The sequence below is a fragment of the Yersinia sp. KBS0713 genome (genome assembly GCF_005937895.2).
GTDB classification, from domain to species: Bacteria; Pseudomonadota; Gammaproteobacteria; order Enterobacterales; family Enterobacteriaceae; genus Yersinia; species Yersinia bercovieri.
The window spans coordinates 3,784,515-3,811,145 of record NZ_CP042173.1 but is presented as its reverse complement, the minus strand read 5'-3'; the positions used below and the strand labels follow the sequence as shown (position 1 = coordinate 3,811,145).

Here is a 26,631-nt window from a genome sequence, read left to right as displayed (position 1 = left end):
TCGCTCTTGTTGTCACCGCTTTGTTCGCGGCACTACTTTTCATCAGGTTTTTTATCTGACTCCGGCGCGTCATCTTCACTTTCATCCTCTTTCACCGGCGTATTGGCGGTTAGCAGATAGGGCGATTGCTGCCAGCGGCTGCGGCGGCCTTGTAACAGGGTACGTGCCAGAATAATGCCCACGGCCAGCGCGACCAATATCATCAGGCGCAGTAAATTGGTGGTATTATCCACCTGCTTGGATTCGGTCGCCAGCACATGGGTGTCCAGCGTCATACGCAGAAATCCACTTGGCCCGCTTTTGCCGGGGATAAGCTCAACAATCTGGTGGTTGAAATAGCTACCGGGGCGTTTACCATCTAAAGCTAGCCGATCACGGACTTTTACGTTCTCACCGGCGGCGGCCACGAGTGTACCGTCAATCTGATAGACACTGGCATCCAGAATGCGGCTTGATTGCGTCAGTTGCTGGAGGATGGCATCGACCTTCTGGCTATCGATATCGTCATCACCACTGTCCATGATGGGCGACAGACTGAAGGCGACCTGTTTCGCCAATGTTTTCGCCAGCTCTTCAACTTGTTCTGAACGTGCCAGTTGATGACTGAGGCTGAAATAGGATGCACCTTGCATTAGCAAGACTAACAATGCCAGGCAAATCAGTACAATGGCGGTCCGGTGCAGTCGGAATTTTAATTTAGCCTTGGCCATGCAGGTTCCTTGCCGAATTCGGTGACTTTATACCCGTCATCCTTCAAGTTGCAGGTGTGTTGACGGCCCTCGTTCACCCCAGTCACTTACTAAGGTAAGCTCTTGGGGATTTGCTCAGTTGCCACCTTCCCGCAACTCGAATTATTTAGGGTATATGTTGCCAGAAGCAAGGGCGATAGGATAGCTTGATGCGCTGTTTTGTCTTGCCTTTACCCCGTTCTCTACAGGAGTTATTCATGTCTAATAGTCTGACCTATTGTGATCTTCCCGCGGAGATCTACCAATGGCCGGGTTTGCCACTTTCACTCAGTGGCGATGAAGTTATGCCGCTGGATTATCGTGCTGGTCACACAGGTTGGCTGTTGTACGGCAGGAAACTGGATAAAAAGCGCATTACCGATTTTCAACGCCAACTGGGTGCGGCAATGGTGATTGTTTCCGCCTGGTGCGTGGAGGATTATCAGGTTATCCGTCTCGCGGGCAGCTTGACGCCACGGATTAAAACGCTGGCTGATGAGAGTGGTCTTGATGTCGCGCCATTGGGGGCCATTCCACATTTACGCACCCCAGGTCTGCTGGTGATGGATATGGACTCCACAGCCATCCAAATTGAATGTATCGATGAAATTGCCAAGCTAGCCGGTGTGGGTGAGGAGGTGGCCGCTGTCACTGAGCGCGCCATGCAAGGTGAGCTGGATTTCACCGCCAGCCTACGTCAACGCGTGGCTACCCTGAAAGGGGCCGATGCCAATATCCTAAAACAGGTACGCGACGAGCTGCCACTTATGCCGGGGCTGAGCAGTCTGGTGCGCAAGCTTCAGGCGCTGGATTGGCATGTGGCGATTGCCTCCGGCGGTTTTACCTATTATGCCGAGTATCTGCGCGACAAATTGCGGCTGGTGCATGTTGCCGCCAACGAGCTTGAGATCAAAGATGGCAAGCTGACGGGCAAAGTTCTGGGGCCGATTGTCGATGCGCAATATAAAGCTGACACCCTGCTCAAACTAGCCGAAAAGTTGAATATTCCAGTGGCGCAAACGGTGGCGATAGGCGACGGTGCTAATGACCTGAAAATGATGCAAGCCGCCGGTCTGGGGCTGGCTTTCCATGCTAAACCAAAGGTTTATGCGAAAGCGAAAGTGGCTATCCGTCACGGTGATTTGATCAGTGTGCTCTGCATTCTAACCGGTAGCCTAAAGCACGAGGAGCGCTAATCCCTTTCGTCCTGCACTACAGTGTTGTTAGCGGCGCTGGTTACTCGAATCACTGACCAAAGGGATGAGTTCACAGGCTGCAACGCCAATGATTTTGGGGATGTTTTATTATTTGATTGAGGTGAATCGTGGCTAAAGCGCCAAAAAGGGCATTTGTCTGTAATGAGTGCGGGGCGGATTATCCGCGCTGGCAGGGGCAGTGCAGCGCGTGTAATGCCTGGAATACCATTACTGAGGTGCGGTTGGCGGCGGTCTCCTCCTCGTCGTCACGAACTGAACGTTTTGGCGGCTATGCCGGTGATACGGGGGTTAGCCGGGTACAGAAACTATCGGATATCAGCCTGGACGAGCTACCGCGCTTCTCAACGGGTTTTCTTGAGTTTGACCGGGTGCTGGGTGGTGGGGTGGTGCCGGGCAGTGCCATTCTGATTGGTGGCAATCCGGGGGCGGGGAAAAGTACCCTGTTGCTGCAAACGCTCTGCAAATTATCCGAAAATATGAAAACCCTGTATGTCACCGGCGAAGAGTCGCTGCAACAGGTTGCGATGCGCGCCCACCGCTTGGGTTTGCCCACCGCGGGATTGAATATGCTATCAGAGACCAGTATTGAGCAGATCTGCCTGATTGCCGAGCAAGAGCAGCCACGGCTGATGGTGATCGACTCCATTCAGGTGATGCACATGGCGGATATCCAATCGTCGCCGGGCAGTGTGGCGCAAGTGCGCGAAACCGCCGCCTATCTGACGCGCTTCGCTAAAACGCGTGGTGTCGCCATTGTGATGGTCGGCCATGTCACCAAAGATGGCTCGCTGGCAGGGCCAAAAGTGCTGGAACACTGCATCGACTGCTCAGTGATGCTCGATGGCGACGGTGACTCACGGTTTCGTACACTGCGCAGCCACAAAAACCGCTTTGGCGCCGTCAATGAGCTAGGTGTATTCGCCATGACCGAGCAAGGTCTGCGGGAGGTCAGTAACCCCTCGGCTATCTTCCTTAGCCGAGGGGATGAAGTGACGGCGGGCAGTTCAGTGATGGTGGTGTGGGAAGGGACACGCCCGCTGCTGGTCGAGATCCAGGCGCTGGTGGATCACTCCATGATGTCTAACCCCCGCAGGGTAGCGGTCGGGCTGGAACAGAACCGGCTGGCGATCTTACTGGCGGTGTTGCATCGTCATGGCGGTTTGCAGATGTCGGATCAGGACGTGTTCGTCAATGTGGTCGGTGGCGTGAAAGTGACGGAAACCAGCGCCGATCTAGCGCTGCTGATGTCGCTGGTTTCTAGCCTGCGTGACCGCCCGCTGCCACAAGATCTGGTGGTGTTCGGTGAAGTGGGGCTGGCGGGTGAAATCCGGCCGGTGCCCAGTGGTCAGGAGCGTATTTCCGAAGCCGCTAAACACGGCTTTAAGCGCGCTATTGTGCCTTACGCTAATATGCCGAAGAAACCGCTGCCCAATATGCAGGTTTTCGGCGTGAAGAAACTGGCTGATGCTTTGGCCGTTTTGGAAGATTTGTAACCGCGCATTTAGTAGTACGAATCTCGCAGCATACTGTGTTATTTTTGTTTAGCGCACTAAACAAGGAGGCGGCATGCTGCAGTTCGACTATCTCAAAACAGCAATTAAGCAGAAAGGCTGTACCTTACAGCAGGTGGCTGAAGCCAGCGGCATGACCAAGGGGTATTTAAGCCAGCTACTCAATGACAAAATCAAAAGCCCCAGTGCGCAAAAGCTGGAAGCTTTACACCGTTTTCTGGAGTTGGAGTTCCCACGCCGCGAGAAAAAAGTGGGTGTGGTGTTTGGTAAATTTTACCCGCTCCACACCGGTCATATCTTTTTAATCCAGCGCGCCTGTAGCCAGGTCGACGAGTTGCATGTCATTTTGTGTCACGATGAACCCCGTGATCGCGAGCTGTTCGAAAACAGTTCGATGTCACAGCAGCCCACGGTCAGTGACCGCCTGCGCTGGTTGCTACAAACCTTTAAATATCAGAAAAATATCCATATTCACTCATTTGATGAGCATGGCATTGAACCTTATCCCCATGGTTGGGATGTCTGGAGCCGTGGCGTCAAAAAATTCATGGCTGAAAAGAGTATCGTCCCCAGTTTTATTTACTCCAGCGAAAGTCAGGATGCGCCACGTTACCGCGAGCAGTTAGGTATCGAAACCATCCTGATTGATCCACAGCGCTCATTTATGAACATCAGTGGCCGCCAAATCCGCCGCGATCCTTTCCGCTACTGGGACTACATTCCGACAGAGGTGAAGCCCTTTTTTGTTCGTACCGTGGCGATATTGGGGGGCGAATCCAGCGGAAAATCTACTTTGGTCAATAAGTTAGCCAATATCTTCAATACCACCAGTGCATGGGAGTATGGCCGCGACTATGTTTTCTCTCATCTTGGCGGCGATGAGATGGCGCTGCAATATTCCGATTATGACAAGATTGCACTAGGGCAAGCGCAGTACGTGGATTTTGCGGTGAAATATGCTAATAAAGTGGCCTTTATCGACACCGATTTTGTCACCACCCAGGCATTCTGCAAAAAATATGAGGGGCGCGAGCACCCCTTTGTGCAGGCGCTGATTGATGAATACCGCTTTGATCTGGTTATCTTGCTGGAGAACAACACGCCATGGGTCGCCGATGGGCTGCGTAGCCTTGGCAGTGATCGTGACCGCAAAGCTTTTCAGCATTTGCTGGAGCAGATGTTGCGCAGCAATAATATTGAATATGTGCATGTTGAATCGGCAGATTATGACGCGCGTTTCCTACGCTGTGTCGAGTTGGTTCAGCAGCTCCTGGCCGCCGACCTGCAACGTCTTGCCCGCCCTTCAGTACTGGCTGAAGCGCGGGAAGAGTAACCTTAGTAAGCAATCACTATCTTGCCCTGCATATGCCCGCTTGCCACTTGTGCATGGGCAGTATGCAGGTTTTCTACCGTCAGACCGTGCAGTGTTTCGCTCAGGGTTCCTTGCAGTTTGCCCTCATCCACGAGCTGGCTCACCTGCTGTAAAATCTCCCCTTGTTGGGCGATATCTGGCGTAGAGTACATGCTGCGGGTGAACATAAACTCCCAATGCAAGGCCGCACTTTTTAGCTTTAACTGATTCTGATCCAAGGGTTTTTCATTCTCAACAATGGTGCAGATCTGCCCCAGTGGCGCGATAAGTTCGCTGATAGCGGGCCAGTGGCCGTCAGTGTCATTCAGGCAGAGAATATAATCTACTTTATCGATACCTTCTTTTGCTAACTGCGCTTTCAGGTCACGGTAATCTACCGTCAAATCTGCCCCCCGTTCACGGCACCAGGCGGCTGATTCTGGCCGTGATGCGGTCGCAATCACGGTTACCGGACTGCGCAATGCGGCCAATGGAATAGCCAGTGAGCCGACACCGCCCGCGCCACCGATGATCAGCAAGTTTTGCTCGGCACTGGCATGTTGGATGTTCAGGTGCTCGAACAGTGCTTCCCAGGCGGTGATGGCGGTCAATGGTAGCGCGGCGGCCTGCGCCCAGTTGAGAGTGCGGGGTTTATGGGCCGCAATGCGGGCATCGACCAATTGCTGATTGGCATTGCTGCCGGGGCGGGTGATATCACCGGCATACCAAACCTCATCGCCAGCACGAAAATCGCTGACCTTCTCGCCGACACTGACTACCACTCCGGCTGCATCCCAACCCAGAATTCGTGGCTGCTGCAGGCCGTTTTTCTGCAAGCTGCTATGCACTTTGGTATCAACCGGATTGATGGATGCCGCTTTGACTTCAACCAGCAGATCAAAGGGGCCGGGGGTAAGCAGATCTAGCGCGATTTCAATAAAATCAGCGGGTTGTTGTGGGTTCACGGCAATAGCTTTCATCGTCATTTTTATCTTCCTGTTTAGCGTATTGATGGAGTCTAGACCTATCTGATGGCAGTGATAAGATGGACAATCACTAACGCAGTGTTCGTCTGAGGTAAACAATCATGTTTAAGCAACTGCAGGATATGGCGCTGTTCGCGCGAGTCGCAGAGTGTGGCAGCTTTACCCGCGCGGCTGAAATGGCCGGTTTACCGAAGTCGAGTGTCAGTAAGCGCATCAGTCAGTTAGAGCAAGGTCTAGGGATTCGGCTGATCAACCGCACTACCCGTCAGTTGAATCTGACCTTTGCCGGTGAGCGCTATTTGGTGCATTGCCAAGAGATGTTACACGCGGCTGAGCGCGCAGATCTGGCACTGCAACGGCTGAAAGATAACCCCAGTGGGCGCTTGCGTATTTCAACGCCGGCAGGATTAGGTGCCACCTTGCTGGCGCGGCTGGCGACCGATTTTCAGCGGCAATATCCGGATGTGCTGCTGGAGGTGTTGGTGTCGGATACCATGGTGGATCTGGTGGAGGAGGGCTTTGATGTGGCGCTGCGCACCGGGAAGCCACAGGACTCGTCACTGATTGGCCGCAGATTGGGCTATGCACCACGCTACCTGTTGGCTGCGCCAGACTATTTGGCACAGCATCCACCCTTGTCTCATCCCAGCCAATTGGCGATGCACCACTGTATTGCCCATCGCGCCTGGCAGGCGCTAATCCTGCGCCGTGAAGGTGAGTTTTATCGCTGGCAAGTGCCAGTGCAGCATGTCACGGATAATCTGCTGTATGCCCGCGAATGCGCCCTCGCAGGTGGCGGGATCACGCTACTCCCCGCATTTTTAAGCCGTGACGTGGTGGCGAGCCGCCAGCTAATTGAAGTGTTGCCCCAATGGCAAGCCGAGGGCAATGAGCTCTATTTGGTCTATCCAAGCCGCAAATTAAACTCACCCGCGCTGAGCTGCTTTATTGATGTGGTGATGGGTCATCCGGTATTTGAGGATTACATGCAAGGGCTGGCAATGTCTTGATGAGCCGAATATACTGCTTATTCGGCTCAAAAAATGAGCCGAATATGGCGACTAATCGGCTCACTCTCAACTCTGGAGATAACGATGCACGAAAACCTATGGGTGTGGCAGCATGAGAAGTGGCCCCATTTTTACTGGGATGAGGCGCTTATTCAGCCCCAGCTCCGCAACACCCGGTTTAAGCTCGGCCAACTCCTTGGTGAAAATAGGGGAAATACCTCGGCTGAAAGCGCCTTAAAAACCTTAGATGTGCTTTTGGCGAATATTGTCGCGTCATCAAAAATAGAAAATGAGCAACTTAATGTCCGCTCGGTGCGTTCATCGCTGGCAAAAAAGCTTGGGATGACTTTGACAGAGAGTGACCCGACATCTGATCGTTCTGATGGTTTGGCTGACATCATGCTCGACGCCATTCATGAATGTAATGCGGATTTAACGCTTGAACGATTGTATCAATGGCACGAATGGCTGTTTCCCCATAATTCATGGATGCTGAATCCTATTAAGAGCGGTCAATTGCGAGGGGGGGAGCCGATGCAGGTCGTTTCAGGCCGAATGGGCAAGGAAAAGGTTCATTTTGAAGCACCACCTCGCGATGTTCTGTCTGCGGAACTAAAACAGTTTATCGATTGGTTTAATGTATCTCGCATTGATAACGCGGTTGATCCACTTTTACGAGCCGCAATAGCACATTTCTGGTTCGTCACCTTGCATCCCTTCGAGGATGGTAATGGTCGTATTACTAGGGCACTGACCGACATGGCATTATCACAAGCGGATAGCCAAAGTATTCATCTTTACACCATGTCAGTCGCCATCCTTGAGAACCGCGATGGGTATTACGCTATTTTGGAGCAATGCCAACGTGGACGTCTGGATATCACACCTTGGTTACTATGGTTTATCGCCACTCTGGAACAGAGCTTGAATCAAGCATCTGAAGGAGTTCGCTCTACATTGGCCAAGAATCGCTTCTGGTTAAAGCACAATAACTGCGGGTTGAGGGGTGAGCAGATAAAAGTGCTTAATCGCCTGTTAGATGGCGGTGAAAACGGTTTTGCTTTAGGTATCAGTGCGTCTCAATATCAAAAAGTCGCCAAGGTCAGTAAAGCGACAGCAACCCGCCATCTCGCAGAGTTATTGGAACGGGAATGTATTGAAAAGTTGCCGGGGGAAGGGCGGAGTACCCGCTACCGAGTTAGGTTTCCAGAATAAAACGGCCTGCAATGGCAGGCCGTTTGTCTCAATAAATCAGGTTAATGATTACTTAACCATTTTCTTATACTTAATACGGTGGGGTTCCAGTGCTTCGGCACCTAGAGTGCGTTTTTTCCACTCTTCGTATTCAGTAAAGTTACCTTCGAAGAATTGCACTTTACCCTCATCTTGATAATCGATGATGTGAGTGGCAATGCGGTCAAGGAACCAGCGGTCATGGGAGATAACCATCGCGCAGCCTGGGAACTCCAGCAAGGCATTCTCTAGTGCGCGCAGGGTTTCGATATCCAGATCGTTGGTCGGTTCATCGAGCAGCAGCATGTTGCCGCCAACCTGTAGCAGCTTAGCCAAATGAATACGGCCACGCTCACCACCGGACAGCTCACCGACACGCTTACCTTGATCAATCCCTTTAAAGTTAAAGCGGCCGACGTAAGCGCGGCTTGGAATTTCAAAGTTGCCGATCTTCATGATGTCCTGACCACCAGACACCTCTTCCCAGACGGTTTTGCTGTCATCCATGTTGTCGCGGAACTGATCAACCGAGGCCAACTGCACGGTATCACCCAGTGAAATGGTGCCGGAGTCCGGCTGTTCCTGACCCGATAACATGCGGAATAGTGTTGATTTACCCGCGCCGTTCGGCCCGATTATCCCCACTATCGCGCCTTTCGGCAGCGCAAAGGTCAGATCGTCAATTAACAGGCGGTCACCGTAAGATTTGCTCAAATGCTCAACTTCCAGCACTTTGTCGCCTAACCGTGGGCCTGGTGGAATGAATAACTCGCTGGTTTCGTTACGTTTTTGATACTCGACACTGTTCAGTTCTTCAAAGCGAGCCAGACGTGCTTTACCTTTCGCCTGACGGCCTTTTGGATTCTGACGAACCCACTCCAGCTCTTTCTCAATGGATTTGCGACGTGCAGCTTCAGAAGAGGCTTCCAGCGCCAGGCGGGCATCTTTCTGCTCCAGCCATGAGGAGTAGTTGCCTTCCCATGGAATACCTTCGCCACGGTCCAGCTCCAGAATCCAACCCGCCACATTATCGAGGAAGTAACGGTCATGGGTGATAGCGACCACCGTACCTTCATAATCGTGCAGGAAGCGCTCAAGCCATGCCACGGACTCTGCATCCAAGTGGTTGGTCGGTTCGTCCAGCAGCAGCATGTCTGGTTTTTCCAACAACAGGCGACAGATGGCGACACGTCGGCGTTCACCACCAGACAGGTTGGCAATCTTGGCATCCCAAGGTGGCAGACGCAGTGCATCAGCAGCACGTTCTAACTGGTTATCCAGATTATGGCCATCCTGGGCTTGGATAATGGCTTCTAGCTCACCTTGCTCTTTAGCGAGTTTATCGAAATCAGCATCAGGCTCGGCATATAGCGCATAAACTTCATCCAAACGGGTCAGTGCACGTTTGACTTCACTAACCGCTTCTTCAACTGATTCACGTACCGTTTGCTCAAGATTTAACTTAGGCTCCTGCGGTAAGTAACCAATTTTGATGCCAGGTTGTGGGCGAGCTTCACCTTCAATATCGGTATCGATGCCAGCCATAATGCGCAATAGGGTCGATTTACCGGAGCCATTCAAGCCCAGTACACCAATTTTGGCCCCAGGGAAGAAACTCAGGGAGATGTTTTTCAAAATATGCCGTTTCGGCGGAACGACTTTGCCGACACGATGCATGGAATAGACGTATTGAGCCACGTTGCGTCTGCCTCTCTATTAGTAGTGATCTCTGATGCGGAGTGTAGCCCGTTTGGATTCTACGAACCAGTATCCAAAGTGGATAGTCGAGCTGTGTCGACAGATTTCGCGGGATAAATGCAGAAACCGGTTTACCAACGTAAACCGGAAAACAAAAAAGGGTTATGGCGCGGTGACTATCATCGCGACACGGCGGTTTTCCGCCCGCCCTTTGGCGGTGCGGTTATCGGCGACGGGTTCGAGCTTGCCACGACCACGAACATCAATATTCTTTCTTAGAATGCCGATGGTTGTCAGGGTATCCGCGACCGCCGCCGCCCGTTGGTAGGAGAGCTGCTGATTATAGCTATCTTCGCCCATAGCGTCGGTATGACCATCAACCCGCAAATGGGTGATGCCTACGGCCGTTAATGCTTTACCAATATTTTGTACTGTTTGCACACCTGACGGATTTAACTTTCTGACATCACTGTCAAACAGCACTTTATTGGCCAGACCAAACTCCCAGCCGTTATCTGTTAACTTGAACCCCTGCTCTTGTAATGCGGCAATTTGCTCAGCACTCAGCCCTGCTGGTTTGGTCTGGCAGCCCGCCAGTACCAATAAGCAGATAGCAAAAAAACTAAGCCAGATACGGCTGATCAGATCCCTATTTTTCAATCCCTGCATGTCACCTACCCTAAGCTTTCTGTGAGAGTAATATCCGATGGCTGAGCAATAGCTCTTCCGCCACTGGACTGGAAGTTTTTCTTGGCGTGATACATCGCCTCATCTGCCCGCTGTAGCAGCTCTTCGGGTGTTTGTGCATGATCAGGATAAATCGCAATGCCAATACTCAGCGAGGTGGTAATTTCAATCCCATCCGCCAGAATGATGGGTTGACTCATGCTTTCAATGATATTGTTAGCAATAATCAGCACATCATCTGTTTCGTGGATAGGTGCCAGTAACACGGCAAACTCATCCCCACCCAAGCGGGCGACTAAATCGGTTTCACGTAGCAGGGCACGAATACGGTCAGCGATGGTGGTCAGCACCACATCACCTGCCGCATGACCATAGCTATCGTTGATCTCTTTAAAACGATCGCCATCCAGGAAAAGAACGGCAGCGTGTTGGTCTGACTTGCAATCATTGAGTGTGCGGCTTAAGCGGCCTTCAAAAAAGGCACGGTTTGCCAGGCCGGTCAGGCTATCGTGTGCCGCCCGATGGGCGAGGAAGTCATTCTCTTGCGTCAGATGTTTTTGCCAAACTTCCAGCTCTTCCAGCAAGCCATTGAAGTCATTACTTAACTCATTTAGCTCGGCAATTTTGGCCGACGGGACTCGCTGACCAAAGCTGCGGTTGCGGCTGACATTATGGGCCACTTTGGTAATTTGGTTCAGTGAACCGATGATACCAAAGAGCATACGCCGTGACAGAACTAACGCGACCAAAGTACTGAGCAGCAGACAGGCCAGTAAGCCTGCTAGCCCTTGCAGCAGAAAACGCAGCAAGCTGCCGCCATGGCCGACAATCACTATCGTGCCAATCTCATTTCCGGAATGAACCATCGGCAGCACCACCGGTTGAGGTAGCGCCCAGCGGGCAACACTTTGCTCCATATAGTGTATGGGGCCATCATCAGGCAGTGTCCAGCTCGCCACCTCGCGACCATTCACATCCAGAATTTTTGCTTCGGCCACCTCTTCATTGGCGGCAATCAGCGACAGAGATTCGTTAGCGGCCACATTGTCACCAAATACCACCGCAGCTTCAGTGGTATAGCTTATCGAACGGGCAATTAAATGCAGATTATGGTCAGCATAAACCCGCAGGGCGAACAGTGCCGCCAGAGTGAGGAAGATACCTGCCGTGGCCACGGAAACCAGTGCCACCGTTAAGTGAATCCGCCCCAGTACACGACCCAGCGTGGGGAGTCTGGCTGCATCATGGTGATGTTGGGTCTGACTGGCAGACTTATTCTTTATTGAACTCATAATGCGTCAGCCTTTTTACGGGCAAGTTGCAACACGCTGGGGTGAACTCGAACCCCACCGCGTGCTAATGCATCCATATTGACTTTGAAAGAGGCCTGCTTATCTTCCAATAGCAGACAAAATGCACTGCCCAGCGTACATTCGTCATAATCTTCACTGATGGTAAGCACCGAGTGCCCCGAGAGGAGTGCCGCCAGTTCCTGCCGCTTCTGTACTGTGACACGCCCTAGATAAACCACATCACAGCTGGCGGCAACCGAAGCGTCGGGCTGTGGGTAGCGCGCCGTTTTGATCGGATGGGCGGTTTGCATCAATGCTGGATTGAATAGCGCTTCAGCGTAATCAGTTTGAGCCACGATACATAAGCGAATCACCGCAGGCGGTGTTGGCCAACGCGCATAGCTGATAATGCCCAGCACCATTTTGGCGGCGGCATCATTGCGTTCATGCAGGAGTTCGGGGCTAAGAGTATTCGCGGCCCTTAAGGGCAACGCGGTGAACAGGAGCGAAATAAGGAATAAAACAGAGGCACATGCCCGCCAGATACGCTGTGGCGTAATCAGTTTAAGCGGATGATAGTGTTTATCACTACTGACGCCGTTAATTGCGCAAGTGACGATATTCATTTTTGCGCTTCCTGTAGGGCGACACGGTTGACACGCTAATGGCAGCAGACAAATAGTAAGCCGCGATACCATTATAAGATTTAATTGATGCAATAATAGTCGTGGTATCGGCAATATAAGATTTATCTTAAATAATATCTCGAATTTATAAAAAAGCCCGACTGATTAGCCGGGCTTGATGATTGTTGCTGAAAATCAGACCACGCTTGAAGCGCCTTTGAAGCGCCCGATGATCCATTTTTCGATCTCTACGATGATAAAGATAGCGATAGAGACCAGCAATGTTACGCCCCAATAGTAAGCCGGTAATGGCTCGGTACCGAACGCGGTATTCATAAACGGCAGGTAGATAATAGCTAACTGCAACAGAATCAGGACACCAGAGACTAACCACAACCCCTTGTTGACAAAGAGTTCTTTGTTCAGTGGGAAGCGATCCATCACGCGGCAGTTAAACATGTAAATCCACTGTGCGGTGACCAAGGTCTGCATCAGCACGGTGCGGATAAATTCGGTGCTGTAGCCGCGCGGCTCCATATAGGCTTCCAGGGCAAAAGCACTACAGGCAATCAAGGTGCCGACAAACGCGATGCGCCAGATAGCGTGGCCGTCTAACACGTGTTTTGATGGATCACGTGGGTTACGGCGCATAATGCCGCGCTCTGCCGGCTCAAAGGCCAAACCGAATGAGAGCGTGGTGGAGGTCGCCATGTTTATCCAGAGGATTTGCAGTGGCGTCAGCGGAATCACCGCACCCACCAGGATAGCAAAGATGATTAACAGCCCTTGCGCCAGGTTGGTCGGCAACACAAACAGAATGGTTTTTTTCAGGTTATCGTAGACACGACGACCCTCTTCAACCGCATGGGCAATGGTGGCAAAGTTGTCATCAGAGAGCACCATATCGGCGGCCTCTTTTGTCACTTCGGTGCCCTTGATGCCCATGGCGATACCCACATCGGCCTGTTTCAGCGCCGGCGCATCGTTAACACCGTCGCCGGTCATGCCGACGATTTCGCCTTTCTCCTGCAAGGCTTTGACCAGACGTAACTTATGTTCCGGGCTGGTTCGGGCGAAGATATCATAACGGACGGCCGCTTCCGCCAGCGCCTTATCGTCCATATGCTCCAGCTGGCCGCCAGTAATGGAGTCTTTCCCATTACCTATCCCCAACATGGCACCAATCGCCATGGCGGTTTCCTGATGGTCGCCAGTGATCATTTTCACGCGAATACCGGCCTGTTGGCAGGTGGCAATGGCGTCGATAGCTTCAGGGCGCGGTGGGTCCATCATGCCGGCAATACCGACAAATACCATCCCTTGCTGGATGTCGCTGTGGCCTAACTCGCTGATGGTCTGCTCTGTTGGGCGGTAGGCCGCAGCCAACATACGCAAACCCTGCTGGGTATAGCGCGTCATCTGGGCATCCCAGTAATCACGGCGGAATGGCACCACACCCTGGTCCGTCAGCTCTTGCTGGCAGAAAGTGAACAGCACGTCAGGCGCACCGGTCAGGAAGATGCAGTTTTCCGACTCAACCTGATGGCTGGTGGCCATATATTTATAAGCCGAATCGAAAGGAATTTTACCGTGCTGCGCAACTTGACCCAGCTCGATCCCCGATTTGGCAGCCAATACTTTTAATGCGCCTTCGGTTGGCCCGCCGACAATGGTCCAGTGGCCTTGATCGTTCTTTTGAATCTGGCTGTCATTACACAAATTCACCGCAGTGATAAATGTTTTTAACGGCCCCGCCAGTGAGGCTTGCTGCTCGCTGCCCTCTGGGTAGATATTGCCGACCGGCTCGTAGCTTTCACCGGTGACGCGATAGCAGTTGTCAGCCAAAATCACCGCTTTAACGGTCATTTCGTTCATCGTCAATGTGCCGGTTTTATCGGAACAGACGACTGTCATGGCACCCAAAGTCTCTACCGTTGGCAGCTTGCGGATAATCGCGCGGTTGCGCGCCATCGCTTGCACACCCAGGGAGAGGATGATCGAAATAATCGCCGGTAACCCTTCCGGTACTGAGGCGACGGCCAGGCTTATCAGCGCCAGCAGCAGTTCATTGACCGGCAGATCCCGTAGAATAAAGGCGAAGACGAACAAAAATGCCATCATCACTAAAATCAGGATGAAAATGGCTTTGCCCAAGCGGTCCATCTGTTGCAGTAATGGTGTGCGAATCGATTCAACCGCTGACATCATTTGGTTGATATGGCCCAGCTCGGTATTGCCGCCACTGGCAATGACCACGCCTTTTGCCGTACCGGCGCTGATAGTGGTGCCTGAGAACAGCAGATTTTTGCGATCGCCAATAACAGATTCGTCCTCAATCACCCCAGTCTGCTTCTCCACCACGGTCGATTCACCGGTCAGGATAGCTTCTTCAATCTGAAGATTATGGGCTTCGAGCAATCGCAGGTCGGCAGGGATTTTGTCCCCTGGTTTCAGCGTAACAATATCACCCGGTACAAGATTTTGAGCGTCAATGGTTTGTGCGCTGCCATCACGGATGACCACAGCTTTACTGGAGAGCATGTTTTGTATGCTTTTCAGTGACTTTTCAGCTTTATTTTCCTGAACATAACCAATTAAGGCATTAATGACTGCCACGCAAAGGATAATAATGGTGTCAACGGAGTGACCCATCAGGCCCTTAACTAAGGCGGCGGCAAGCAAAATGTAGATCAGGACATCATTAAAATGGGCTAAGAACTGTAGCAGGGGGTGCTTACTTTTTTTAGCCGGTAGAGCATTGGGGCCATACTGTTTAAGGCGCTCTTCGGCCTCTTTTTGGCTTAATCCTTCTTCGCGGCTACTTAAGTGCTGCAAAGATTCTTCCGTAGTAAGTTGATACCAGGCCTTTCCCTCTGGGGGCGGGGAGGCGGATTTATGGTCTGATGAGTTTTGCATTGAAAGAACCTTCTTAAAAATGAATAAATCTACAATCTATCAATCTGCTTTCATTTATTTGCCGCAAAGATATTACCATTCATCTTCGGCCCTGCCGGAGGTTAGCAATGTCAATGACTTTGGATATAAATGAAATATTTACAACAGCATAGTGATATTAAGCAAGGATAGTAGATTTTTATGAAAACAGTGCCTTGATCTGAGATAATAAATACGAAATATTTGGCAGCGGGTTGGTTTTAATCTATTGAATTATAACTAAATATATGATTTTTCATTCTGTGGTTTCTTTTTTTCAAGGCACAAAATATCCTCAACAAAGCATAGAAGACTCTTGCCGATTTTAATCATCACTCAAAAAGATTAATCCTACAAATCCATTAGTGTGTGTAATCACTGGCTATCAAGTGAAACTCTTGGTTAGTATATCCCGCTGCCGGAACTAATTATGACTTTGCTCGTCATATGCTACTCAAGAGGTTGCGGTAAGTGAAATGCAGTAGCCAACAACCAGTGAGGAAACAGTGAGTATGGAAAAGTGGCGATATCTGGCGATTGGCGTGTGTCTGGTGACGATTTCAGCAGCGGCATCCGCTGACTCCCTTGATGCCCAACGACAACGCTATCAGCAAGTTAAACTGGCCTGGGACAGCAATCAGATGGATACCGTGGCGCAGCTAATGCCCACGTTACGTGACTATCCGCTGTACCCATATCTGGAATACCGCCAGTTAGCACAAGATTTGAGCCAAGTGAGCGCGGCGCAAGTTAATGATTTCCTGAGCCGTAACCCAACATTGCCGCCTGCAAGTTCGCTCCCATCCCGCTTTGTTAATGAGCTGGCCCGCCGAGAGGATTGGCGCGGGTTATTGACCTTCAGCCCAACCGCGCCGAAACCGGTTGCCGCCCGCTGTAACTATTACTATGCCAAATGGGCGACAGGCGAACAGCAAGCTGCTTGGGATGGGGCAAGTGAAATCTGGCTTAATGGTCAGGCACTCCCCGCTAGCTGCGATAAATTATTCAGTGTCTGGCAACAAGCCGGGCATCAAACACCCTTGGCGACACTGGCGCGGATGAAGCTGGCGCTGAAAGAGGGCAATGCCAGTTTGGTCAGCTATCTGCTCAAACAGCTGCCGGCAGATTACCAGACCATGGGCACAGCACTGGCGAAACTGCAAAGCGACCCTGCCAGTGTTGAAAGCTTCGCCCGTACGGTCGGGCCGACGGACTTTACCCGCTCAGCGACCCTGATTGCATTTACCCGTTTGGCCCGTCAGGACGTAGAGAATGCCCGCGCGATGATCCCAACATTAGCGCGGCTACAGAAAATGAGTGACAGCGAGAAGCTGGAGCTGGAAGAGGCCGTTGCCTGGCGTTTAATGGGCGCGGATGCAACTTACGATCAAGCCAAATGGCGAGATCAGGTGACATTACGTAGCCACTCCACCCCCTTGCTCGAGCGCCGAATCCGCATGTCTCTGGGCAGTGGCGATCGCCAGGGCTTAGCCGCTTGGTTAGCGCGCTTGCCAGCAGAGGCACAAAATAAAGATGAGTGGCGTTACTGGCGCGCATCACTGTTATTGGAGCAGGGCAAGAGAGCCGAGGGCGAAGCTATTTTACGCGGCCTGATGCAAGAGCGTGGCTTCTATCCGATGGTGGCGGCCCAGAAACTGGGGGTTCCTTATCCGATTAATGTCGAGATTGCCACCAAACCCGATGCCTCGCTGGCACAGCGGCCAGAAATCGCCCGAGTGCGCGAGTTGATGTACTGGAATATGGATAATCTGGCCCGCAACGAGTGGAGCTATTTGGTCGCTAGCCGCAGTAAACCTGAACAGGAAGCACTGGCCCGCTACGCGTTTAACCAGAAGTGGGCCGATCTCAGTGTACAGGCGACCATCGTCGCCAAGCTGTGGGATCATCTGGAAGAGCGCTTCCCACTGGCATGGCCGGCGGAGTTCCGTCAGGCGACAGACGGCAAAGGGATCACCCCAAGCTATGCCATGGCGATTGCGCGTCAGGAGAGTGCCTGGAACCCGAAAGCACAATCACCGGTCGGCGCAACTGGGCTGATGCAGGTGATGCCGCGCACCGCAGAACACACGGTAAAACTGAATAATATCAGTGGCTATGTGAATAGCAGCCAGTTGCTCGATCCTGTCAAGAATATTGAGATTGGTACCAGCTATCTGGAAGAGGTCTATCAACAGTTCGGGCGCAACCGCATTCTATCCAGTGCGGCCTATAATGCGGGTCCATCACGGGTCAATACCTGGCTAGGCAACAGTGCCGGACAGGTTGATGCAGTGGCATTTATCGAGAGTATTCCCTTCTCCGAAACCCGTGGCTATGTGAAAAATGTGTTGGCGTATGATGCTTTTTATCGCCACTTTATGAATCGCCCAACGAAGGTGTTGAGTGATGCCGAGTGGCAGCGGCGCTACTGATCCTCTTCGTCCTTGGCGCTACGGCGGTGTTAGCGGCGCTGCAGCACCCGAATCACTGACTGATGTCAGCTCATCGGGATTTGCTCGCTTGCTGCCTTGCCGCAACACCAATGACTTTGAGGATTTTCGTTATCCTTGGCGCTACGGCGGTGTTAGCGGCGCTGCAGCACCCGAATCACTGACTGATGTCAGCTCATCGGGATTTGCTCGCTTGCTGCCTTGCCGCAACACCAATGACTTTGAGGATTTTCGTTATCCTTGGCGCTACGGCGGTGTTAGCGGCGCTGCAGCACCCGAATCATGTATTGGAGTCAGTGATTCGGGACTCAATGAGTTGCCGGCCTACCTGTAGCGCCAAGTTCTTTGGCTATATCTGAGGTTATGATAAGCTGTTGTACTAGTTAAATAGTATGACAGCTCTCCCTTGGGTACTTATTATGACAAAACTACGATTGACCGATCCGAATCTGTCGACTGAAGATAATCAGCACTGGCTGAGCTTTGTTGCACTGCTGCAAAATGCGATTGCGCAAGATCTCCATTTGCCGTTGTTACAATTGATGTTGACACCCGATGAGCGCACCGCGCTGGGCACCCGTGTCCGTATCATTGAGGAGTTAATGCGTGGTGAGTTGAGTCAGCGTGAACTGAAAAATCAGTTGGGTGCCGGTATCGCCACCATCACCCGGGGTTCCAATAGCCTGAAGGCTGCGCCACCACGGCTTAAAAGCTGGCTCGAGGCCCAATTACTGGCAGATAAAAAGTAGCTTCTTTCGCGGCGATTTAGCTCTGGGCTGACTGTTGATAAATTTCATTATGAAATGGCACTAGCGCCAACAATAACGCTTGATGATAAACACTGGTACGAGTCAACTTGCCGTCGGTGAAAATGCCGATGGCCCCGCCTTTCTGCTTAACATTCGCTATCCCGGTTAAAACTGCCATTTCGTCGCCTAGCTCACGGCCTTGGCGAACTCCTTGCAATATAATATCGGGCAGCATCAAACTGGCAGAACGCGACTCTCCCCGTGATTGTAAGTGCTCAATAACCATCCATGCAAAGGTCATATTATCTTCGATACCGGCTTCAATCCCGACCCAAAAATCAGCCTCAGGGCGAAGCCGACGCGCATGAGTCACTCGTTGTCTGGCACCGGTGCGTGTCTCAATACTGCCGATAGGCTGCAGGGGGACACCACTATCAACATTGACACCTTCAATGCGGTAACTGTCAGCGCCATAAACGTCATCGAAGGCGAGGCTGATAGCCTTAATCTTTGCAGGGTTGGTAGTTGCGGCAACAACATGGTACATAATAAGTCTCGATATATTTAAGAACCTATACCCTTCGCATATGAAGTCGCAGGGTTATTTCACGCAGTATAACGGAAAAAAGACATGTTACAGGTATATCTCGTGCGTCATGGCGAAACCATTTGGAACGCGGAACGCCGTATTCAAGGCCAGTCAGACAGCCCGCTAACCGACAACGGTATACGTCAGGCGTACTTGGTTGCACAACGGGTTCGCAGCCAAGGGATCACACATATTATCGCCAGTGATCTTGGGCGTACGCAGCAGACGGCAAAAATTATCGCCGATGCTTGCGGGCTAAAAATGGTGACAGATCCCCGTTTGCGCGAGCTGGATATGGGGGTGCTGGAAACACGTCCGATTGAGAGCTTAACACCAGAAGAGGAGCAGTGGCGTAAGCAGATGGTCAATGGCACTGAAGGTGGTCGTATCCCTGAAGGGGAGTCGATGACAGAGCTGGGGCAGCGTATGCGTGCGGCGCTAGATAGCTGCCTTGAGTTACCTGCTGGCAGCAAGCCGCTGTTAGTCAGCCATGGTATGGCGCTGGGGTGCTTGCTGAGTACGTTGCTTGGTTTACCCGCACATGCCGAACGGCGTCTACGTTTGCGCAACTGTTCGCTGTCGCGTGTTGATTATCAGGAGAGCCCTTGGCTGGCTTCGGGGTGGGTGATTGAAAGTGCTGGCGATACCGCTCACTTGGATATGCCAGCACTTGATGAGCTACAGCGTTAACGCCGGATAGGGATGAGATATTCACATTTCAGCGAGGTCGGAGGCTGATCTTTTGGCCTCCCCTGCGGGAAGAATCGTTCGATATCATAGCCACGTCTACGGGTTAATCCTAACTGCGGCAAGCTGGTGCCATAGAGTGTCAGGATGAAGTTCTGTAAACCGTCCAGCGGCCCCTCGTAGCTAAACAGCACATATTCGCCACCCTGCAAGATAACCGCTTGCCCCTCCTGCACGTTACCCGGCACATGCTGTGGTTCAATGGCCGTGGTGTAGAAAATCTCTTGCTCATCATCTTTCTCCTGATTCGGTCGGGAGTGATGCAAGCCATAGAGTACCGGCGGCAGTTGATCGGCTTCCCCCAGATACTGTTGCCAGAAATGGCTCCGCAATTCAGTGCGATAGGTCGATATCTGCTCAAGGGTACAGGAGTAGCTCTGGGTTAAACCGACCAGATGTTGCTCAGGTAAGGTGATGAATTCAGGTTCAGGCAGAGCATAGGCACCTAACCGGATCGGCGGACATATTCCCGCTGAATGCCAATCCTCCGCCCGACGGTATAGCGCCGGTGTTTGCGCAAACTGTTTTTTAAAGGCGCGGGTAAAGGTTTGCTGCGAATCAAAGCGATATTGCAGAGCAATATCCAAAATAGGGCGGCTGGTGAGTCGTAACGCGACAGCGGCTTTAGATAGCCTTCTTGCACGAATATAAGCACCGATAGCACTCCCGGTGACATCCTTGAACATTCGCTGCAAATGCCATTTTGAATAGCCTGCTTTAGCAGCGACATTGTCCAGTGCTAAAGGCTGGTCTAAATGACTTTCTAGCCAGCTGAGCAAATCACGAATGATACTGGCTTGATCCATAGATCTTCCTCGTAAAGCGGCCTAAATTTAGGGTGTTAATAGTATGGAAATAATAACTCTGGCGCATAGTAGCAACTTTTTATGTTCCCGACTGCTTAAGAATTTCCTATCGTTATGTGTTAAAAAAGCATCTAAGATCTATAAAATGGTTTTTTAGCGGATATTTTATTTTTGCTAAAAATAGTTAGCGTTGAATAACTTTATTCAACGGAATGGAGTAAGTGTATGAAAAAAAGTTGGATATTGCTTGGTTGTTTACTTTCTTTGGGGGCAATTAGCGCCCATGCGGAGGAGATTGGTTCAGTCGATACGGTATTTAAGCTGCTGGGGCCGGATCATAAAATCGTGGTTGAAGCCTTCGATGACCCTGATGTTAAAAATGTAACTTGTTATATCAGCCGGGCAAAAACCGGCGGTATCAAAGGCGGGTTAGGGTTGGCGGAAGATACGTCTGACGCAGCAATCTCTTGCCAGCAAGTGGGGCCGATAGAGCTAAGTGACAAGATTCAGAATAAGAAATCTGACGGTACAGTGGTTTTCCAGAAGCGTACTTCACTGGTATTTAAAAAGTTACAGGTGGTGCGTTTCTACGATCAAAAACGCAATGCGCTAATCTATCTGACCTATTCGGATCGCGTGGTTGATGGTTCACCGAAAAATGCCATCAGTGCCGTGCCGATTATGCCGTGGCAACCGTCTAATTTAACAGAATAAAGAGATAAAAAAGCCAGCATCTAAGCTGGCCTTTTTATCTTTGTGTGTTCGCGAAAGATTACTCTTCCAGATCACCACAAAAACGATAACCTTCACCATGGATAGTGGCGATGATTTCAGGCGTGTCCGGTGTGGATTCGAAATGCTTACGAATACGGCGGATAGTCACGTCAACTGTACGGTCATGCGGTTTCAGCTCACGACCGGTCATTTTCTTCAGCAATTCACCACGGGATTGAATTTTGCCCGGGTTTTCGCAGAAGTGCAGCATGGCGCGGAACTCACTGCGTGGCAGCTTATAGTGCTCGCCCGCAGGGCTTATCAGTGAGCGGCTATTGATATCCAGCTCCCAGCCATTAAATTTATAGCTCTCAACCAAACGGCGCTCTTCGCCGACGCTGCCCAGATTCATGGTACGCGACAGCAGGTTGCGTGCCCGAATAGTTAATTCACGCGGATTGAAAGGTTTGGTGATGTAATCATCAGCGCCAATTTCCAGGCCAAGGATCTTATCTACTTCGTTATCACGACCTGTCAGGAACATCAGGGCAACACTGGCTTGTTCACGAAGTTCCCGTGCCAGCAGCAGGCCATTTTTGCCCGGCAGATTGATGTCCATGATAACTAAGTTAATATCATTCTCAGACAGAATGTGGTGCATTTCTGCGCCATCATTGGCTTCATGAACAACATAGCCTTCCGCCTCGAAAATGCTCTTCAGGGTGTTACGAGTAACTATCTCATCTTCTACGATCAGAATGTGCGGGGTCTGCATGTTTGCTACCTAAAATTGCCAACAAAATAGAAATAGGAAGTACAGAAGTCTTTGTTATATTAGGATTTTTATTGACTTGTTACTCGTCATCCCGTTCATCACATGACTAAAGTACGTAAACGCGTTCTTGATGCACTTTCCATCAACGTCAACAACATCACTAGCTTGGTCGGGGTGTTACTCCCTACAGCCCCAAAGGTGACAAAAGCGGCGCATATCCTAACCCTATTAACAGCAATATAACAGTGTAAGCCGAATCTACCACCCAACAAAACTACGCTTTGTTGACATATATCAAATTCAATTGTAGCACGTTAACACTTTTGTGAAAAAGACTTACAAGAATACCAGCTTAAGTGATGGTGGGCTAAAATATGTGTTCGATTCAGTGTTATTAATATTAAAAATTGATTGTCAGACGTAACAAAAAAAACACTTTTCTAATCTGTTGATTTTTATTGTTTAAAATCAATATTCTTCCGCCATGGCGGCAATGAAGCGGTTTTTCTTGCCAGTGCGCTATTTCGCACAAAAGCATAAGAAGAATTATCGCCAATGTTAGCCAAATGTAAAGCAACAAGGGCAAGAGGCATTTTTTGCTACTTTTTAGAAAGCTAGTCTGAATAGCGAGTCAGAAAATGACTATTTCGTTGCTTTAAGCGGTTTTTATCATAGAGCTGGTATCAATGGCCTGTCAGGGGGTTCTATCATTAAGTTGAAAAAAAACGTTAAAGTTAATTATATGGATTAAAGTTAATATTTCAGTTTTATTATCTGGCTGTTAACCATTATTTTTAATTGTATTGCCAGATAACCCCTGTAGGTTTAGAGGATTAACCCTGATTGAGTAATGAGTTAATTAGCGGCATTAGATGAAAAAATTTGACTTCATCGGGCGATTGCTTTAACCAATATAGGGAGAGCTTCATTTATGAGACAGACAGACGACATGCGATACATCAGCCTGACTACAACGATTATTACCACCACCGAAACCACTGGTTACGGGGCGGGCTGACGCGTACAGGAAACAACAGAAAAAAGCCCGCACCTAGACAGTGCGGGCTTTTTTTTTCAATCAAATCTTTGCAAAAAAGTTTGCGATAAAAAAGCGCGAAAGCGGGAGAGAACCAGAAATGCGAGTGCTGAAATTTGGCGGGACATCAGTAGCAAATGCAGAACGCTTTATGCGTGTTGCCGATATCATTGAAAGTAATGTGCGTCAGGGACAAGTGGCTACGGTATTATCCGCCCCCGCTAAAATTACCAACCATCTGGTCGCGATGATCGACAAAATGGTCGCCGGGCAAGATATCTCGCCAAACATCAGTGATGCCGAGCGGATTTTTTCCGAGCTTTTACGCGGATTAGCCGATGCCCAACCGGGCTTTGACTATGAGCGTTTGAAAGCCTTGGTCGCCCATGAGTTTGCGCAACTCAAGCACGTTTTACATGGTATCTCCTTGCTGGGACAGTGCCCGGACAGCATCAATGCGGCTATCATTTGCCGTGGCGAAAAACTCTCCATTGCTATTATGGAAGCGCTATTCCAAGCGAAAGGTTATCAAGTCAGCGTGATTAATCCGGTCGAGAAACTGCTAGCTCAAGGCCACTATCTCGAATCCACGGTGGATATCACTGAATCGACTCGCCGTATTGGCTCCAGCAATATTCCTGCCGATCACATCATTCTGATGGCAGGTTTCACTGCCGGTAATGACAAAGGTGAGTTAGTGGTGCTGGGGCGTAATGGTTCCGACTACTCAGCCGCCGTGTTGGCCGCCTGTTTGCGCGCGGACTGTTGTGAAATCTGGACTGATGTTGATGGGGTTTATACTTGCGATCCCCGTGTTGTCCCTGATGCGCGCTTATTGAAATCGATGTCATATCAGGAGGCGATGGAGCTATCTTACTTTGGCGCTTCAGTTCTTCACCCCCGCACTATCGCCCCCATCGCCCAGTTCCAGATCCCTTGCCTGATAAAAAACACCGCTAACCCGCAAGCTCCCGGCACACTGATTGGCGGCGAGAGCAGTGACGACGGTTTCCCGGTAAAAGGCATCACCAACCTGAATAACATGGCGATGATCAATGTTTCAGGGCCGGGAATGAAAGGGATGGTCGGTATGGCTGCCCGCGTCTTTGCCGTGATGTCGCGCAGTGGTATCTCTGTGGTGCTGATCACTCAGTCCTCCTCCGAATACAGCATCAGCTTCTGTGTGCCACAAGGGGAGCTTCTGCGCGCCCGTAAGGCACTGGAGGAGGAGTTTTATCTAGAGCTTAAAGATGGCGTGCTGGAGCCGCTAGATGTGATGGAGCATCTGGCTATCATCTCTGTCGTCGGCGACGGTATGCGCACCCTGCGTGGGATCTCAGCCCGCTTCTTCTCGGCACTGGCCCGTGCCAACATCAATATTATCGCCATCGCCCAAGGTTCGTCCGAGCGCTCTATTTCGGTGGTGGTCAGTAATGATGCGGTGACCACCGGCGTGCGTGTCTGCCATCAAATGCTGTTTAACACTGATCAAGTGATTGAAGTGTTCGTGATTGGTGTCGGTGGCGTGGGCGGGGCATTGATTGAGCAAATCTATCGCCAGCAGCCATGGCTGAAACAGCGCCACATTGATCTGCGCGTTTGCGGTATCGCCAACTCCAAAGCCATGTTGACCAATGTGCATGGTATTGCGCTGGATAACTGGCGTCACGAATTGGCTGAAGTGCAGGAGCCATTTAACCTGAGCCGCCTGATTCGCTTGGTGAAAGAGTATCATTTGCTCAATCCGGTGATTGTTGACTGTACCTCTAGCCAGGCGGTGGCGGATCAATATGCTGATTTCCTGGCAGATGGTTTCCATGTGGTCACGCCAAATAAGAAAGCCAACACCTCATCAATGAACTACTACCGCCAGATGCGCGCGGCGGCGGCAAAATCATGCCGTAAGTTCTTGTATGACACCAATGTCGGCGCGGGTCTGCCGGTGATCGAAAACTTACAGAATTTGCTCAATGCCGGTGACGAACTGATGCGCTTCTCTGGCATCCTGTCAGGTTCGCTCTCCTTTATCTTCGGCAAGCTGGACGAAGGGATGACACTATCAGAGGCCACCTTGCAGGCCAAGGCGATGGGGTATACCGAGCCAGATCCACGGGATGACCTGTCTGGAATGGATGTTGCCCGCAAGTTGTTGATTTTGGCCCGTGAAGCGGGGTACAAACTTGAACTGGCAGATATCGAGGTTGAGCCTGTGCTACCTGCAAGTTTTGATGCCTCTGGTGATGTAGCGAGCTTCCTGGCACGTTTGCCATCATTGGATGCAGAATTTACCCGTCTGGTGGCGAATGCCGCAGAGCAGGGGAAAGTACTGCGCTATGTCGGGGTCATTGAAGAGGGGCGTTGTAAAGTGCGGATGGATGCGGTTGATGGTAACGATCCACTGTATAAAGTGAAGAGTGGTGAAAACGCGCTGGCGTTCTATACCCGCTATTATCAGCCGATTCCGTTGGTATTACGCGGTTATGGCGCAGGTAATGATGTGACTGCCGCAGGGGTGTTTGCCGATCTTTTACGCACATTATCATGGAAGTTGGGAGTTTAAATATGGTTAAAATCTATGCTCCGGCATCGATTGGCAATGTCAGCGTCGGCTTTGATGTGTTGGGCGCGGCAGTGACACCGATAGATGGCACCCTACTTGGCGATTGCGTCAGTGTGACGGCGGCTGATCGTTTCAGCCTGCGCAATGAAGGTCGCTTTGTTAGTAAATTACCTAATGACCCGAAAGAGAATATCGTTTATCAATGTTGGGAGCGTTTTTGTCAGGCGATCGGCAAAACGATTCCGGTGGCGATGGTGCTGGAAAAGAACATGCCGATTGGTTCAGGGCTGGGTTCCAGTGCTTGCTCGGTGGTGGCCGGTTTGATGGCAATGAACGAGTTCTGTGGCAAGCCGCTGGATGAGGTGACGCTGCTGGGGCTGATGGGTGAGCTGGAAGGGCGCGTCTCTGGAAGTGTCCATTTTGATAATGTCGCGCCCTGCTATTTGGGTGGGATGCAGCTAATTCTTGAGCAGGAGGGCTACATCAGTCAGGGCGTCCCCGGTTTTGACGACTGGCTGTGGGTGATGGCCTATCCGGGTATTAAAGTCTCAACAGCTGAGGCACGCGCCATTTTGCCGGCACAGTATCGCCGCCAGGATTGCATCGCACATGGGCGCAACCTGGCGGGATTCATTCATGCCTGCCACACGCAGCAGCCAGATTTAGCCGCCAAAATGATGAAAGATGTGATTGCCGAGCCTTACCGCACCCAATTGCTGCCAGGCTTTGCGGCTGCACGACAAGCGGCACAGGATATCGGCGCACTGGCCTGTGGCATTTCTGGCTCCGGCCCGACACTGTTTGCTGTCTGCAACGACACTGAAACCGCGCAGCGCATGGCGAGCTGGCTACAAAATCACTACCTGCAAAACGACGAAGGTTTTGTTCATATTTGCCGTCTGGATACCGCAGGCGCACGACTACTGGGATAA

General features: G+C 51.0%; 24 protein-coding genes and 1 other annotated feature. Of the genes, 14 read left to right on the top strand and 10 right to left on the bottom strand.

The window, feature by feature from the left end; genetic code table 11:
* Positions 1-32 precede the first annotated feature (32 nt).
* Positions 33-710, bottom strand: coding sequence for a YtjB family periplasmic protein (locus FFE93_RS18100; RefSeq protein ID WP_032896369.1), 678 nt, complete (start codon positions 708-710; stop codon positions 33-35).
* 236 nt (positions 711-946) lie between these two features.
* On the opposite strand from FFE93_RS18100, the gene serB reads away from it, so the two are divergent.
* From serB to nadR, 3 genes are all read left to right on the top strand, one after another.
* A complete protein-coding gene (gene serB / locus FFE93_RS18095; RefSeq protein WP_005270699.1) occupies positions 947-1,924 on the top strand; it encodes a phosphoserine phosphatase in 978 nt (325 codons plus the stop codon).
* A gap of 128 nt (positions 1,925-2,052) precedes the next feature.
* Complete coding sequence (gene radA, locus FFE93_RS18090) at positions 2,053-3,438, top strand: DNA repair protein RadA (RefSeq protein ID WP_005270698.1); 1,386 nt, start codon at positions 2,053-2,055, stop codon at positions 3,436-3,438.
* Positions 3,439-3,511: 73 nt separating this feature from the next.
* A complete protein-coding gene (gene nadR / locus FFE93_RS18085; protein ID WP_049599861.1) occupies positions 3,512-4,789 on the top strand; it encodes a multifunctional transcriptional regulator/nicotinamide-nucleotide adenylyltransferase/ribosylnicotinamide kinase NadR in 1,278 nt (425 codons plus the stop codon).
* Positions 4,790-4,791: 2 nt separating this feature from the next.
* Here nadR and FFE93_RS18080 read toward each other — a convergent pair whose 3' ends face one another.
* Entirely contained in the window at positions 4,792-5,793 is a 1,002-nt protein-coding gene (locus FFE93_RS18080) for a zinc-binding alcohol dehydrogenase family protein (protein ID WP_032896366.1), read from the bottom strand.
* 101 nt (positions 5,794-5,894) lie between these two features.
* Between FFE93_RS18080 and FFE93_RS18075 the strand changes: the two genes are divergently transcribed.
* Positions 5,895-6,803, top strand: coding sequence for a LysR family transcriptional regulator (locus tag FFE93_RS18075; RefSeq protein ID WP_005270693.1), 909 nt, complete (start codon positions 5,895-5,897; stop codon positions 6,801-6,803).
* 84 nt (positions 6,804-6,887) lie between these two features.
* On the top strand, positions 6,888-8,018 hold the full coding sequence (locus FFE93_RS18070) for a Fic family protein (RefSeq protein WP_049599857.1): 1,131 nt from the start codon (positions 6,888-6,890) through the stop codon (positions 8,016-8,018).
* Between the two features lie 48 nt (positions 8,019-8,066).
* Here the strand turns inward: FFE93_RS18070 and ettA are convergent, their stop codons facing one another.
* The 5 genes from ettA to FFE93_RS18045 form a co-directional block, all read right to left on the bottom strand.
* Positions 8,067-9,734: an energy-dependent translational throttle protein EttA gene (gene ettA / locus FFE93_RS18065; protein WP_032896362.1), complete on the bottom strand. Its 1,668-nt coding sequence runs from the start codon at positions 9,732-9,734 to the stop codon at positions 8,067-8,069.
* 162 nt (positions 9,735-9,896) lie between these two features.
* Positions 9,897-10,403: an OmpA family protein gene (locus FFE93_RS18060; RefSeq protein WP_054872298.1), complete on the bottom strand. Its 507-nt coding sequence runs from the start codon at positions 10,401-10,403 to the stop codon at positions 9,897-9,899.
* A 5-nt stretch (positions 10,404-10,408) separates the two neighbouring features.
* On the bottom strand, positions 10,409-11,713 hold the full coding sequence (locus tag FFE93_RS18055; protein ID WP_032896360.1) for a diguanylate cyclase domain-containing protein: 1,305 nt from the start codon (positions 11,711-11,713) through the stop codon (positions 10,409-10,411).
* Positions 11,710-12,339, bottom strand: a complete 630-nt coding sequence (locus tag FFE93_RS18050) for a YfiR family protein (RefSeq protein WP_005270679.1) — start codon at positions 12,337-12,339, stop codon at positions 11,710-11,712. Before FFE93_RS18050 ends, FFE93_RS18055 begins: the two co-directional genes overlap by 4 nt.
* A gap of 195 nt (positions 12,340-12,534) precedes the next feature.
* Entirely contained in the window at positions 12,535-15,255 is a 2,721-nt protein-coding gene (locus FFE93_RS18045; RefSeq protein WP_054872296.1) for a cation-transporting P-type ATPase, read from the bottom strand.
* Between the two features lie 530 nt (positions 15,256-15,785).
* Between FFE93_RS18045 and sltY the strand changes: the two genes are divergently transcribed.
* From sltY to trpR, 3 genes are all read left to right on the top strand, one after another.
* A complete protein-coding gene (gene sltY / locus FFE93_RS18040) occupies positions 15,786-17,705 on the top strand; it encodes a murein transglycosylase (RefSeq protein ID WP_005270670.1) in 1,920 nt (639 codons plus the stop codon).
* The gene (locus FFE93_RS21595) at positions 17,680-18,057 is read left to right on the top strand and encodes a hypothetical protein (RefSeq protein WP_186367672.1); all 378 of its coding nucleotides are present in this window, start codon (positions 17,680-17,682) and stop codon (positions 18,055-18,057) included. The genes sltY and FFE93_RS21595 overlap by 26 nt, the downstream gene beginning before the upstream one ends.
* 85 nt (positions 18,058-18,142) lie before the next feature.
* Positions 18,143-18,472 (top strand): trp operon repressor, encoded by a 330-nt coding sequence (gene trpR / locus FFE93_RS18035; protein ID WP_032896350.1) that lies wholly within the window; start codon positions 18,143-18,145, stop codon positions 18,470-18,472.
* Positions 18,473-18,488: 16 nt separating this feature from the next.
* On the opposite strand, the gene yjjX is transcribed toward trpR, so the two are convergent.
* Positions 18,489-19,019 (bottom strand): inosine/xanthosine triphosphatase, encoded by a 531-nt coding sequence (gene yjjX, locus FFE93_RS18030; protein ID WP_054872294.1) that lies wholly within the window; start codon positions 19,017-19,019, stop codon positions 18,489-18,491.
* A gap of 84 nt (positions 19,020-19,103) precedes the next feature.
* Here yjjX and gpmB point away from each other — a divergent pair, with 84 nt between their 5' ends.
* Positions 19,104-19,751, top strand: a complete 648-nt coding sequence (gene gpmB, locus FFE93_RS18025; protein ID WP_138775695.1) for a 2,3-diphosphoglycerate-dependent phosphoglycerate mutase GpmB — start codon at positions 19,104-19,106, stop codon at positions 19,749-19,751.
* Here the strand turns inward: gpmB and robA are convergent.
* Positions 19,748-20,614: an MDR efflux pump AcrAB transcriptional activator RobA gene (gene robA / locus FFE93_RS18020; RefSeq protein ID WP_005270664.1), complete on the bottom strand. Its 867-nt coding sequence runs from the start codon at positions 20,612-20,614 to the stop codon at positions 19,748-19,750. The genes gpmB and robA overlap by 4 nt on opposite strands.
* Positions 20,615-20,839: 225 nt before the next feature.
* On the opposite strand from robA, the gene creA reads away from it, so the two are divergent.
* Positions 20,840-21,328 (top strand): protein CreA, encoded by a 489-nt coding sequence (creA, locus tag FFE93_RS18015; RefSeq protein WP_005270663.1) that lies wholly within the window; start codon positions 20,840-20,842, stop codon positions 21,326-21,328.
* Positions 21,329-21,386: 58 nt separating this feature from the next.
* Here creA and arcA read toward each other — a convergent pair whose 3' ends face one another.
* Entirely contained in the window at positions 21,387-22,103 is a 717-nt protein-coding gene (arcA, locus tag FFE93_RS18010) for a two-component system response regulator ArcA (protein ID WP_004706052.1), read from the bottom strand.
* Between the two features lie 102 nt (positions 22,104-22,205).
* Between arcA and FFE93_RS21805 the strand changes: the two genes are divergently transcribed.
* The 4 genes from FFE93_RS21805 to thrB all read left to right on the top strand — a co-directional run bounded on the left by FFE93_RS21805 (position 22,206) and on the right by thrB (position 26,631).
* Positions 22,206-22,346: a hypothetical protein gene (locus FFE93_RS21805; RefSeq protein WP_004706054.1), complete on the top strand. Its 141-nt coding sequence runs from the start codon at positions 22,206-22,208 to the stop codon at positions 22,344-22,346.
* Positions 22,347-23,034: 688 nt separating this feature from the next.
* A complete protein-coding gene (gene thrL / locus FFE93_RS18005; protein ID WP_071984879.1) occupies positions 23,035-23,121 on the top strand; it encodes a thr operon leader peptide in 87 nt (28 codons plus the stop codon).
* Positions 23,060-23,178 (top strand) — a sequence feature (Thr leader region). (Overlaps the previous gene by 62 nt.)
* Positions 23,179-23,239: 61 nt before the next feature.
* The gene (gene thrA, locus FFE93_RS18000; protein WP_005270661.1) at positions 23,240-25,699 is read left to right on the top strand and encodes a bifunctional aspartate kinase/homoserine dehydrogenase I; all 2,460 of its coding nucleotides are present in this window, start codon (positions 23,240-23,242) and stop codon (positions 25,697-25,699) included.
* A gap of 2 nt (positions 25,700-25,701) precedes the next feature.
* Positions 25,702-26,631, top strand: coding sequence for a homoserine kinase (thrB, locus tag FFE93_RS17995; RefSeq protein WP_005270660.1), 930 nt, complete (start codon positions 25,702-25,704; stop codon positions 26,629-26,631).

Excerpts from the sequence above, each read along its gene's own strand:
- FFE93_RS18100 (WP_032896369.1), bottom strand. The coding sequence starts at position 710 with ATGGCCAAGGCTAAATTAAAATTCCGACTGCACCGGACCGCCATTGTA.
- serB (WP_005270699.1), top strand. The coding sequence starts at position 947 with ATGTCTAATAGTCTGACCTATTGTGATCTTCCCGCGGAGATCTACCAA.
- nadR (WP_049599861.1), top strand. The coding sequence starts at position 3,512 with ATGCTGCAGTTCGACTATCTCAAAACAGCAATTAAGCAGAAAGGCTGT.
- FFE93_RS18080 (WP_032896366.1), bottom strand. The coding sequence starts at position 5,793 with ATGACGATGAAAGCTATTGCCGTGAACCCACAACAACCCGCTGATTTT.
- FFE93_RS18075 (WP_005270693.1), top strand. The coding sequence starts at position 5,895 with ATGTTTAAGCAACTGCAGGATATGGCGCTGTTCGCGCGAGTCGCAGAG.
- FFE93_RS18070 (WP_049599857.1), top strand. The coding sequence starts at position 6,888 with ATGCACGAAAACCTATGGGTGTGGCAGCATGAGAAGTGGCCCCATTTT.
- FFE93_RS18060 (WP_054872298.1), bottom strand. The coding sequence starts at position 10,403 with ATGCAGGGATTGAAAAATAGGGATCTGATCAGCCGTATCTGGCTTAGT.
- FFE93_RS18055 (WP_032896360.1), bottom strand. The coding sequence starts at position 11,713 with ATGAGTTCAATAAAGAATAAGTCTGCCAGTCAGACCCAACATCACCAT.
- FFE93_RS18050 (WP_005270679.1), bottom strand. The coding sequence starts at position 12,339 with ATGAATATCGTCACTTGCGCAATTAACGGCGTCAGTAGTGATAAACAC.
- FFE93_RS18045 (WP_054872296.1), bottom strand. The coding sequence starts at position 15,255 with ATGCAAAACTCATCAGACCATAAATCCGCCTCCCCGCCCCCAGAGGGA.
- sltY (WP_005270670.1), top strand. The coding sequence starts at position 15,786 with ATGGAAAAGTGGCGATATCTGGCGATTGGCGTGTGTCTGGTGACGATT.
- FFE93_RS21595 (WP_186367672.1), top strand. The coding sequence starts at position 17,680 with ATGCCGAGTGGCAGCGGCGCTACTGATCCTCTTCGTCCTTGGCGCTAC.
- trpR (WP_032896350.1), top strand. The coding sequence starts at position 18,143 with ATGACAAAACTACGATTGACCGATCCGAATCTGTCGACTGAAGATAAT.
- yjjX (WP_054872294.1), bottom strand. The coding sequence starts at position 19,019 with ATGTACCATGTTGTTGCCGCAACTACCAACCCTGCAAAGATTAAGGCT.
- gpmB (WP_138775695.1), top strand. The coding sequence starts at position 19,104 with ATGTTACAGGTATATCTCGTGCGTCATGGCGAAACCATTTGGAACGCG.
- robA (WP_005270664.1), bottom strand. The coding sequence starts at position 20,614 with ATGGATCAAGCCAGTATCATTCGTGATTTGCTCAGCTGGCTAGAAAGT.
- creA (WP_005270663.1), top strand. The coding sequence starts at position 20,840 with ATGAAAAAAAGTTGGATATTGCTTGGTTGTTTACTTTCTTTGGGGGCA.
- arcA (WP_004706052.1), bottom strand. The coding sequence starts at position 22,103 with ATGCAGACCCCGCACATTCTGATCGTAGAAGATGAGATAGTTACTCGT.
- FFE93_RS21805 (WP_004706054.1), top strand. The coding sequence starts at position 22,206 with ATGACTAAAGTACGTAAACGCGTTCTTGATGCACTTTCCATCAACGTC.
- thrL (WP_071984879.1), top strand. The coding sequence starts at position 23,035 with ATGAGACAGACAGACGACATGCGATACATCAGCCTGACTACAACGATT.
- thrA (WP_005270661.1), top strand. The coding sequence starts at position 23,240 with ATGCGAGTGCTGAAATTTGGCGGGACATCAGTAGCAAATGCAGAACGC.
- thrB (WP_005270660.1), top strand. The coding sequence starts at position 25,702 with ATGGTTAAAATCTATGCTCCGGCATCGATTGGCAATGTCAGCGTCGGC.